The organism is Streptomyces phaeoluteigriseus, assembly GCF_001896135.2.
In the GTDB taxonomy this organism is placed as follows: Bacteria; Actinomycetota; Actinomycetes; order Streptomycetales; family Streptomycetaceae; genus Streptomyces; species Streptomyces phaeoluteigriseus.
The window spans coordinates 1-9,784 of sequence record NZ_MPOH02000044.1 but is presented as its reverse complement, the minus strand read 5'-3'; the positions used below and the strand labels follow the sequence as shown (position 1 = coordinate 9,784).

Genomic DNA, 9,784 nt, shown 5'->3' with positions numbered 1-9,784 from the left:
GCCGCCCAGGCCGACCTGCTCGACACACTGCCCGGCATCCACCTCCCCGACCTGGACCAGCTACGAGACCGCGGAGTACTCGGCAGCCAGCCGCCCACCTCCCCCAGCCAACGCCGCCGCACCCTCGGAGCCAGCGACCACCCGACCGACCAGCCCGCCAGCTGACCAAGGCCAGCTCGGGCTGATCCAGCTGCCCCCGTGGCGGGCCTGCTGGCGCGGGGTGTACCCGAACAGCGGGCACACCCCGTGGAGAGATCCTCGGTGACATGGCACTGCCGGAACCGATGCTCACCACCCCGACCACCGACCCCCACCTGACACCCGGCTGGGCCGCAGAACCCAAGTGGGACGGCTACCGCGCCCAACTCGCCCGCTACCGTGACGGCCGCATCCTGCTGCGCTCCCGCCGCGGCACCGACATGACCCCCTCGTTCCCCGAGATCCAGGCAGCGGCCATCCAACTGCCCGGCGACACCGGCCTGGACGGCGAACTGGTGGTCTGGGAAGCAGACCGACTCGCCTTCGAACGGCTCCAGCAGCGCCTGCCCCGACGCGGCAACGCCGCGACGGCAGCCGCCAACCAATGGCCCGCCCACTTCGTCGCCTTCGACCTCCTGCGCCTGGCCGGCACCGACACCACCGCCTGGCCCTACCACCGCCGCCGCACAGCCCTTGAGGAACTCTTCACCAGCCTGCACCTGAAAGCACCGTGGACACTGTCCCCGTCGACCACCGACCCGGGCACCGCACTCGAGTGGCTGGACTGGACGGCCGCCGCTCTGCTTCAAACGGCTCACCGAGCCCTACCACCCCACCGCCAGAACATGGCGCAAGTACAAGGTCCGCGAGACCCACGACGCCATCGTCGGCGCCGTGACCGGCCCGACCGGCGCGCCACGGTCGCTGCTGCTCGGACGCCACGACACCACCAGGCAACTGCAGTACATCGGCCGCACCACCACGCTGACGCAGCCCGCCGCCCGTACCGTAGGCAGCCACCTGGCCCCGGCCACGACCGTCGCCACGCACCCGTGGCACGGCTGGACCTTCACCGCCGGCTGGGGCACCCGCGACGTCCTGGACGTGACCCTCGCACAGCCCGACGTCGTCGTAGAGGTCTCAGGAGACCTCGCACGCGACGCAGCCGGCCGGTGGCGGCATCCCGTCCGCTGGCAACGGGTCCGCACCGACCTCTCCGCCGCCGACGTCCCCCGCTGGACGTTACCGCCGCACTGACTGGCCGCGACAGCACAAGCGGCCGGTCTACTCAGGGGAGCCGCCGATTCACGGCCGTGCGGGTGGGGCCAGAATCTCCGCCATGTCAGAAACCTTCTGGGTCGCCCTCGGCTCAATCGGCACCACCCTGGCCTTCGGTGGCGTCGTGTGGCAGGGGTACCTCACGCGCGGAGCGCGCAAGGGAGGCTCGTGGCGGACCGAAGGTCGGGGCCCCTCCATGGCCTTGACGCACTCGCCCGCGCCTATGGCGTAGTCATCGCCTGAACGCAATCGCTCATGAGCCCCGTCAGCTGGACTCACCCGGCCGCGCGCGGTCCCACGCCGTCGGTGCGCCCGCACGCTCAAGAAAATCCTTGTGACGCGCCGTCGATACGTCTAACCTGCGGGCAGGTAAGGAGCCTGGGAAAGCACCTGGGCCACCACCGGTCACCTTGAGGTATGGAGCGTCGGAAAGCGCCCTCGCCACCACCTCCTCCCATCCCTGCGCACCCCTCCTGTCCGGCCGTTGTACGCCGGGCGGGCGAAAGGCGTCCCCTTGACCATCTACTCTCAGCACGCCAACCGTGGGAAGACTCAGGTCCTGGCGACCTACCCGGGTCCGGACGGCGTCGAATCCAAGACTGTGACGAGCCTGGGCGAACCGCGCCTTGCCATTCCGATCGTCGACGCCCTCAACCGGATCTCCGCCCTCGCCACCGTCCCCGTCAGTGTCCACGACCGCCGGGAACAGCGTGCGGACTACTACCCGCGCAAGCACCTTGCGGCACTGACCGAGGCTGCCGCCCGTGCCGATCTCCTCCATGGCGCCCACAGTCTCTGGTACGAGTACGTCTGTCTGCGGCTTCACCAGGCGCTGGCCGATCTGGAGAACGCTCTGGTGAGCGTGCCCGATACGGTCCGTCGGGCGGTCCATTGCGAACTGGAGGTGGAAGAAGCCGAGTTGCGTGCGGCACTCGACGACTTCTCGGGAACCTCCTCGAAACCCGAGACGGAGAACGTGCGCTGCTGGGAGTTCGCCCATCCCTTCGTGAAGCATGACGACGGAATGGACACACTGAGCAACGAGACCCGCGAACGGCTCGACCGCCATGAGGCAGGGCTCACCTCGCAGGAGCGGGAAAAGGCTGTCGCCGGCCTCCGGGTGCTGGTCACAGCGCACTCCCGGTGCACCGGAATGTGGGCCGCACTGGACGACCCCAGCTGCGAGCTCTTCGCCGAGCCGCACGACTCCGACGGTTTCTACATGACGGTCCAGGCTCCGGAGCCTAGCGTTGACGACGGCTGCTGGGAGGTCCAGGTCGGGCGCTGGGAGCCGGACGATCCCGACGAGGAATACGGGGAGCACAGCAGTGCAACGGGCAGCACCGTGATCGGCTGTGCCCTTCCCACTGCACCAGACGCCGACACAGTCGCGCACTTGCTGAAGTCCGTGGAGGAGAAGCCGCTGCTGCTTGCTCAGTGGGCCAAGACGCCAGTGGGCGCGACGCTTGCCGGGACGACGGTTGTGGTGACACAGCGCTACGACTCCTGATCGGGCGTCCGGAAAGCGATGCTGCCTGCTGGTGCGACGGACTGGCTGCGGCCGGCTGTGCTGCGCGCCTGTCGTGCGGGCTGCTCACGTGTACCAACCCGTCGTCGGCGCTGATCAAGGAGTGCGTGGTGCAGTCGGCGGCCGATGCCGTGGGACTGCCAGGGTGGGCGGACGGCGAGTTCGCACAGGCCCATGAGGCGTTGATGGCGGGCGGCTTGGGGGACATGGTCGGCCAGGGCGGGGCCGAACCAGTAGTCGGCCGAGCAGGGGAAGGCGTAGCCGAAGCCGACGGCGGTTCCGTCTGCGTAGGCGACGGTGAGGGTGAAGCCGGGGTGTTTGAGGTGGCCGGTGATCTGTTGGCGCAGTGCGGGGACGGACAGGCCCATCGCTTGTGCGCCGGGGTTGTCGACCAGTTCGGGGTGGGCGTCGGCCCAGATGTCGGCGACGGTGTCCACCAGGGGTGGGACCTGGCCGGGGCCGTAGGCGCGGATCACCTGCTCGTGTCGGGTGCTCTCGGTGGTCACCGTCTCCTCCTCAGCGGACGCTGGTCGTGGTGCGGTACTGCTCGAGCCAGTCGGCGACAGCGGGGACGTCTGCGTGCCGCTGGAGTGCGCTGTGGACATTCTGCAGCTGCTGCAGCAGACGCGTAGGCCTGCACCCGGAGAGTAATTCCGACGTCGGCTGTGGTTACGCTGCCTGCATGATTCGCGCTGTGATCTTCGATGTCGGCGAGTGCCTGGTGGACGAGAGCACCGAGTACGGCACGTGGGCGGACTGGCTCGGCGTTCCGCGTCACACCTTCCATGCGATGTTTGGTGCCGTCATTGCTCAGGGGCGGGACTACAGAGAGACGTTCCAGGAGTTCCGGCCGGGTTTCGATCTGTATGCCGAGCGTGAACGCCGCGCGCAGGCAGGCCAGCCGGAGACTTTCAGTGAGGCTGACGTGTATCCGGATGTGCGCGACACGTTTGCTGCCCTGCGCGCCGACGGGTTGTGGCTGGGCATCGCAGGAAATCAGACGGTGCGCGCGGGCCGGATCCTGCGGGAGTTGTTCAGCTCGGAGGTTGATCTGATCGGCACGTCCGACGACTGGGGGGCTTCCAAGCCTGCGCCTGATTTCTTCCACCGCGTTGCCCAGGTGGTGCCGTTCCAGGTCGAAGAGATGCTGTACGTCGGGGACCGTGTGGACAACGACATCCGCCCGGCGCATCGGGCGGGGATGCACACGGCGCTGGTGCGCCGCGGGCCGTGGGGGACGATCCAGTGGCGTACTGAGGAAGCGCAGAAGCTGCCGACGTTTCGCGTTGAGAGCCTGCTGGAGTTGTCCGGGCTGGTTGCCCGGTTCAACGACTCAGTGCGCTGATCGTGGTCGACCATCCGTAGAGGCGGTCGTCCAGCTCTCGCACGGACTGCCGCTGTTGGTGCGGTACGAGGGTCCGGCGTACCTCCCGTACGCGGTCCATTCCCATCGCGTACCAGGTGCGCTCGAGGTCGTCGAGCGCGCGCAGCGCGTACTGGCAAGCGCCGTCGGGGTTGCCGGCGGCCGCTTCCACGGCTGCGAGGTCGCCGAGGACGACGGTGCGCTGTTTGTCGTCCCCCGGATCGAGGGCGTCGAGAACGCTCTGCAGGGTTTCGCGTGCCTGGGGCAGGTGACCGGCCTTCAGCTGGGTGTTGCCTTTGAAGGCAGCCAGCCTGACGGGGCTGAACCAGTCCATCCAGGCCGGGCTTGCATGCTCCCTCTCCTCGGCCAGGACAGTTTCGGCATGGTGGATCAGCTGGAGTGCTGCGCGGGTGTTGTCGCAGCGCGTTTCGCACTCGGCCTCGACCGCGTCCAGCCAGGCGAGCAACTCGCTGCTGGCTGGGCCCCGGCGGGCGTAGGCGCGAGCCGCCGCCATCCGTTCAGCAGCCCCGTCCCGCATCCCTGCCCAGGCAGGGATGAACGCGCTATGCGCGAGGATCGCCGCTCCCAGCAGCGGGTCGTGGGCTTCGCCTGCTGCCTGCAGTGCTCGCACCAGAGTCTGCTGGGCCCTGTCGGCCTCCCGCAGGTCGAAGAACTCGATGCGTCCGGCAAGCAGCCAAGTCTCGGCGAGAGCGGCTGCGGTGCGCTGGCGGGTCTGTCCGGCCGTCTGCGCGAGCAGTGCGCATCCGAGAGCGGCGTGCGCCAGAGCGGCTGGATGCAGCGTCGCAGGGGGAACCGACCAGTACAGGCGTCGATGCGAGCGGGTCACTGCCGTGAAGTCCTGTGCTACGGAGGCGGGTTGCATGACGGCTGCCTGGCTGGGGACGGCCGCGAGGCCCACGGACGCGACAGCACCGCCGACCACGGCGCGCCGTGCGTCTTCGGGGCGGGCAGCATCGTGCGCGGTGAACCCGAGCGAGTTAAGGTCTTGGCCCAGTAGGCCTGTGAGTGCTTGGGCCAGATCCGGCTGCGGCCACGGCGGAGCGTCCGACTCCCACCTCCGCACTTGCCGCACCCCTACGTTCAAGGCATCGGCGAGAGCCTGCTGCGAGTGATAACCGGCCGCCATCCGTGCGGACTTCAGCCGGATGTTGCCTGCGGGGCGTGCCATTGCCTCACCTCCGTATCGACAAACTGAAGCAAGTGTCGACGAAGAGTCCTCTCTTTAGCCAGTCTCTCCTCCGCAGCCAGGCAGAAAGTCCGCTTTACGGCCACTAAAAGACCTGTCGAGGTCCTCGGATTGACTCACGGTGAGGGCCATCCTGGTTCGCATCCTGACCGTGATTCTTCGACAAGGAGCCGCCGCCGATGCCAACCCGCCTGTTACCGAACGGCCGCTCTGGGCAGCGTGATGTGCCGACTGATCACAATGGCACCGCGGCGAACTCGGCGGTACGCAAGCATCACCCGGTTCCACGCCGCGACCACGACGTGATGAATGAACGCTTCACAGTCCTCCCTCGGAGCAGAGGCGCGACACCGCGCTCGGAGGATGCGTGCCGGGTCGGGGTCATGCGGCGGATCGCCGCCGCCCGGCTGCGCTACTGCGGCCTGCAGGCACTCACCGACGACGTGATGCTGATCGTCTCCGAGCTCCTCACGAACGCCCTCCTGCACAGCGGCACCAGCGAGATCAGGCTGAAGCTGACCGCGAAGGAAGGCTTCCTGCGCATCGCTGTCAGCGACGGCGTACCGTCCCGGATCGCACCGGGGCCGGCCGGGCAGGAGGCCGAGTCGGGCCGCGGCCTGATCCTCGTGGCAGCGCTGGCCCAGCACCACGGCGGCACGTTCGGGACCAGCAACCAGGGTGCCACCGCATGGTGCACCCTCGCCCTGCCACAGCAGGAGGCATCGTGAACAGCCTCCTTCTGCCCAGTGCGCGCCGGCCGACCGAGCGGTGGAGGCCGCCCCTCGATACCAGGGCGCTGCACGAACTGCTGGTGAAAGTCCAGCGATGGGAGCCGTTCGACGCAGACGCTCTCCTCGACGACGTCGGCGAGCTCCTGGACGACGTCGCGCCGCCCGCGGACATGCTCCCCGAACTCGCCGACAGGCTGGGCAGGCACCTCGCCCAGCTCATCCACATCGGCGCGGGCACGGGCGCCGACAAAGACGACGAACAAGCAGACCGACTCGTCCGGCGGGCTCGCCAACTGCGCAATGCCGTGCTGCCGGATGAGTACCGGCAGGCCGTCGGACACCTGCGGCGCACGGCGTGGACGGTCAACGAACTGGCCGAGCGTCTCGCTTTCCTCGGCTGCCTGAAAGCGGTGGCGGCGTGATCGTTCCCCCTCTCCCCCACAGTCCCTACCCCTCGAACCGCAGGAAGTGGCGCACCGTGCCCACGCAGACTGGCCCCGGTCTCGTTCCGTTCATCACCCAGAGGGAAGGCGAGGACGCGGCTCCCGACAACCTGATCCTCCTCCCCCACACCGATGGCCGGCTGCATCTGCACTACCTCGACGAAGACCCCCGCGACCGCGACCTCCGCGGCGTCCTGTGGGCACGCTGCTCCTTCAATTCTCTTGATGGACAGGGTCAGCCGACCGGGCGACCGCAGTGGAAACTGATGCACCCCTACCGGCAGATGATGACCATGCAAGCCCTGCGCTGCCAGATCTGCACCAACCCCGCCCGCACCCCACTGGGACTGATCTTCCTTGCGGGACCGGACGACCACACCTCGGGCACGGCGGAAGTGCTGACCAACCAGCCGCCCGTCTGCGCCCGCCACCTGCGCACCGCAGCCCGGCTCTGCCCCCACCTCGACGGCAGCCCGACCGTGTTCCTCGCGCAGAGCGCACCGCTGTACGGAACCACCGGCACGCTGTACGGACTGGGAGCCGAGGGCGTGCAGCCAGTCGCGCAACCGGGACCGCCTCTGCCGTACGGACACCCCGACACCGGCTGCTTCCTCGCCTCCCAGCAGATCCGACGCCTCACCGCCTACCGCATCCTCGACCTCGACGAACTCTGCGACCAACTCCGCACCCACAGCGAATAGAAGCCCCTGCCCGAAAGCCCGCACACCCCCCGTAACCGGGCTTTCGGGCAGGCCCCGCCCGGCGCGAGAGGTCCCCCGGCCCGGCCGCCCTCCCCCTGGCGGCCGGCTGCCCCTCCCGCGCCGGGCCCCACACACCCTTCTCCCTGCGGATGAGGGAATGAGTGCCCGCCCACGTCGTGGGCCCTTGAGCAGGGGGCGCGCTCGCGCCAGGTGTCCGGAGGAGAACGCTCTCCTGTCTCCCACCTGGCCTTCCTTCGGCCCGGGACGTCGGAGGTGATGAGACCCCTGACGTACAGCAGCCGCCGTCCTCGGCCTGTCCGGCAGCTGGGTGGTCGAAGAATCCGGCGCCGCCGCACACCCCGCGCGCCGGCGAAAACCGGGCGGACAATGCCGGTGGAGTCTTCATGGCCGAGTCAAGGCCTCTGCTGGGCCGCTGGCACTGTCAGGCGTCGTGGTCGGCGGCCTCTTCGAACAGCTCCATGGCGTGGTTGTGGAAGCGGCGTTCGGTGTCGCGGCACGGGGCGTTGAAGAAGGCTCGTTGAGCTTGGGCAAGATCACAGTGCAGCAGGCCCATGGTCACGAACACGGCTTCCACTCCGTGGCACCCGTTGTCCTTGAGGAACTGCTGGAGTGCGTCCGTGTCGCCGGTTGCCTCCCAGACGGGCCAGGCGGTTTCCTGCATGGCAGCGATGCGCGCTGATCGTTCTGCGTCGAAGCCCACTGGGGTCCGCCTCTCTGGTTCGGCCCGCAGGCTACCGCCAGGTAGGCGGGGTGCGCTGGTCCGTTTAGCCGACTTGGGCCTTCACGAGGGCGTCGGCTTCCTCGCCCTGGAGGACCAGGTCCGCGCTCTCCTCTTCCAGAGATCGTCAACGCGATCCTCTACTCAACCAGCAGCGGCGGCCCGCACCGTCGAATCCCCCTGGCCCGCGCGCACGACGCAGGCTCCGTGGCTCCGCCCCCTTGTGGGAGCCCTCCGGGCCCGCGGCGTGGGTTTGGACGCCGGCCGGCTGCCGCGGTGGTGGGCTGCCGCGCGGTACGCGCCCTGCCCCTGGCCTCCGCAGACGAGCGCAGGCGTGGCGGGTGGGACCAGGATCATGCCGTAGGCTTGCCGTACCGACGCGGGGTGGAGCAGCTCGGTAGCTCGCTGGGCTCATAACCCAGAGGTCGCAGGTTCAAATCCTGTCCCCGCTACCAACACGACTGGCCCCCTCGACCTGATGGTCGAGGGGGCCAGTCGCATTCCAGGCTCGCCGGCCCGGCGTGACGACCCGTTCCCGTAGCCGGCTCTGCCGTAACCGCTCGCCCTCGGCTACGGGCCAGCGCCGGGATTGCCGTGTACGACCGACCCGCTTGTACATCGCCTGAGCCAGGGCCATGCATGAACTCCCCCTCATCCACGTGGAGCCGCTCTCACGGCGTGAGTCCGTCCAGCTGCCCGACCTGTTTGACGCCGTCCGCCACGCCGCCGACGGCGCCTAGTCGGCGCAGGCCTCGTCTGCCCCTGCAGTGTGGTTCTCGCGTGCGAGGCAGACGAGGGCGGGGGCCGGAACTGTGGTTTGCGGCGTGCCGGGTGTTCTGCCGACAATCTGGGACGATGCTGTTATGGAGCCGCTGCCTACTCCCTGCCCCGCTCGCCTGATTCCTGATGCGACAGGTGGCAGCGCCTTCGACCACGTCTACCGGCAGGCCCAGGCGCGGCGTGTCGTGTTCGTCGCCATCGAGAGCCAGGGCCAGTGGTGGACGGTGAAAGCGGACACGCTCACAGCCGGCCCGGGCCTCGCGATCGACGCCGACGTGAGCGATGCCGCCCGCGATGCGGTCAGGCGCCTGGTCGACGACGGTGAGGTCCGCTCGGACGCCTACGCAGGTCCGGTCTACTTCGTCCTGCACGGAGTACAGAGCGAAGCCCGGGCCCGGGAACTCGCGGCCGCCTTGCATGCGGCCCTGTACGGCGACCTCGAACCCCTGACCCGCGCAGTACCCGACGCGCCATGACCGGGGGCGCGGCTGCGTTCCAGGGTTGCTTGGCGGGCTGGTCGATCAACGCCTCACCCACTGCGGCGCTGACCACCAACGCGGGCCACGGCCGTCGGCGACCGCTTCCCGCGCTCCGGTGGCACCAACGTTCACTCCACTCACGGCTGCGCGGTAGGGCCTCCACATGCGGCAGGCGCCGGCGGCTGCCACCGTATGGGTGAAGGAACTGCTCCACACGAGCTACACCGGAAGGGAGCCAGCCATGATCACGGCGCACCCTCCGCTCCTGCGGGAGCTGATCGAACGATGCGAAACGCTCAGGCACCGCCTGGCCGCCGACAACAGCCCTGAGACCACCCGCCGGCTGGAGGACGCGGCCTACACACTGTGTGTGATCACCGCAACCCGCCAGCTCGACACGGCACTGTTCGTCGCCCGCCGCCAGATCGCCGAGGCCACGAGACAAAGCAGCCCCTCCCCCACTGAAATGCCGTCTGGCTTGCGGCCTGATGATGCGCAGCACGGTCCCAGACCCACACCGAGGTGGGACCCGGGGCGGGGCGGGATCCGGGGCGGG

The 9,784-nt window shown here is 69.0% G+C and carries 11 protein-coding genes, 1 tRNA gene and 1 pseudogene; 10 read left to right on the top strand and 3 right to left on the bottom strand.

The features are described from left to right. Window positions 1–266 precede the first annotated feature (266 nt). From BM536_RS43615 to BM536_RS37660, 3 genes and pseudogenes are all read left to right on the top strand, one after another. A pseudogene (locus BM536_RS43615) lies at window positions 267–701 on the top strand (ATP-dependent DNA ligase); the annotation flags it as partial. Window positions 702–873: 172 nt separating this feature from the next. After that, entirely contained in the window at window positions 874–1,236 is a 363-nt protein-coding gene (locus BM536_RS43610) for a hypothetical protein (RefSeq protein WP_245873995.1), read from the top strand. Between the two features lie 535 nt (window positions 1,237–1,771). Beyond that, entirely contained in the window at window positions 1,772–2,767 is a 996-nt protein-coding gene (locus BM536_RS37660; RefSeq protein ID WP_073499031.1) for a hypothetical protein, read from the top strand. On the opposite strand, the gene BM536_RS37655 is transcribed toward BM536_RS37660, so the two are convergent. Then, a complete protein-coding gene (locus BM536_RS37655) occupies window positions 2,755–3,291 on the bottom strand; it encodes a GNAT family N-acetyltransferase (RefSeq protein WP_079275250.1) in 537 nt (178 codons plus the stop codon). The two genes, BM536_RS37660 and BM536_RS37655, sit on opposite strands and share 13 nt — an antisense overlap. 176 nt (window positions 3,292–3,467) lie before the next feature. On the opposite strand from BM536_RS37655, the gene BM536_RS37650 reads away from it, so the two are divergent. Beyond that, a complete protein-coding gene (locus BM536_RS37650; protein WP_211363020.1) occupies window positions 3,468–4,130 on the top strand; it encodes an HAD family hydrolase in 663 nt (220 codons plus the stop codon). Here the strand turns inward: BM536_RS37650 and BM536_RS37645 are convergent. After that, a complete protein-coding gene (locus tag BM536_RS37645) occupies window positions 4,111–5,337 on the bottom strand; it encodes a helix-turn-helix domain-containing protein (protein WP_073499033.1) in 1,227 nt (408 codons plus the stop codon). The genes BM536_RS37650 and BM536_RS37645 overlap by 20 nt on opposite strands. 197 nt (window positions 5,338–5,534) lie before the next feature. Between BM536_RS37645 and BM536_RS37640 the strand changes: the two genes are divergently transcribed. Genes BM536_RS37640 through BM536_RS37630 form a run of 3 tightly spaced genes read left to right on the top strand, consistent with a single transcriptional unit; the run spans window position 5,535 to window position 7,230 of the window. Then, window positions 5,535–6,083, top strand: a complete 549-nt coding sequence (locus BM536_RS37640; RefSeq protein ID WP_245873994.1) for an ATP-binding protein — start codon at window positions 5,535–5,537, stop codon at window positions 6,081–6,083. Next, window positions 6,080–6,508 carry a DUF6415 family natural product biosynthesis protein gene (locus tag BM536_RS37635; protein ID WP_079275251.1) on the top strand — a complete coding sequence of 143 codons (429 nt, stop codon included), beginning with the start codon at window positions 6,080–6,082 and terminating at the stop codon, window positions 6,506–6,508. Before BM536_RS37640 ends, BM536_RS37635 begins: the two co-directional genes overlap by 4 nt. Before the next feature lie 56 nt (window positions 6,509–6,564). Beyond that, on the top strand, window positions 6,565–7,230 hold the full coding sequence (locus tag BM536_RS37630; RefSeq protein WP_073499037.1) for a hypothetical protein: 666 nt from the start codon (window positions 6,565–6,567) through the stop codon (window positions 7,228–7,230). 442 nt (window positions 7,231–7,672) lie between these two features. Here the strand turns inward: BM536_RS37630 and BM536_RS37625 are convergent, their stop codons facing one another. Then, window positions 7,673–7,951: a hypothetical protein gene (locus BM536_RS37625; RefSeq protein WP_143651104.1), complete on the bottom strand. Its 279-nt coding sequence runs from the start codon at window positions 7,949–7,951 to the stop codon at window positions 7,673–7,675. Window positions 7,952–8,347: 396 nt separating this feature from the next. Here BM536_RS37625 and BM536_RS37620 point away from each other — a divergent pair. From BM536_RS37620 to BM536_RS40055, 3 genes are all read left to right on the top strand, one after another. After that, window positions 8,348–8,424, top strand: a tRNA-Met gene (locus BM536_RS37620). A gap of 369 nt (window positions 8,425–8,793) precedes the next feature. Continuing rightward, the gene (locus tag BM536_RS37615; protein WP_245873993.1) at window positions 8,794–9,225 is read left to right on the top strand and encodes a hypothetical protein; all 432 of its coding nucleotides are present in this window, start codon (window positions 8,794–8,796) and stop codon (window positions 9,223–9,225) included. A gap of 199 nt (window positions 9,226–9,424) precedes the next feature. Continuing rightward, the coding region (locus BM536_RS40055) for a DUF5133 domain-containing protein (protein ID WP_245873992.1) at window positions 9,425–9,784 on the top strand (360 nt) is incomplete at its 3' end.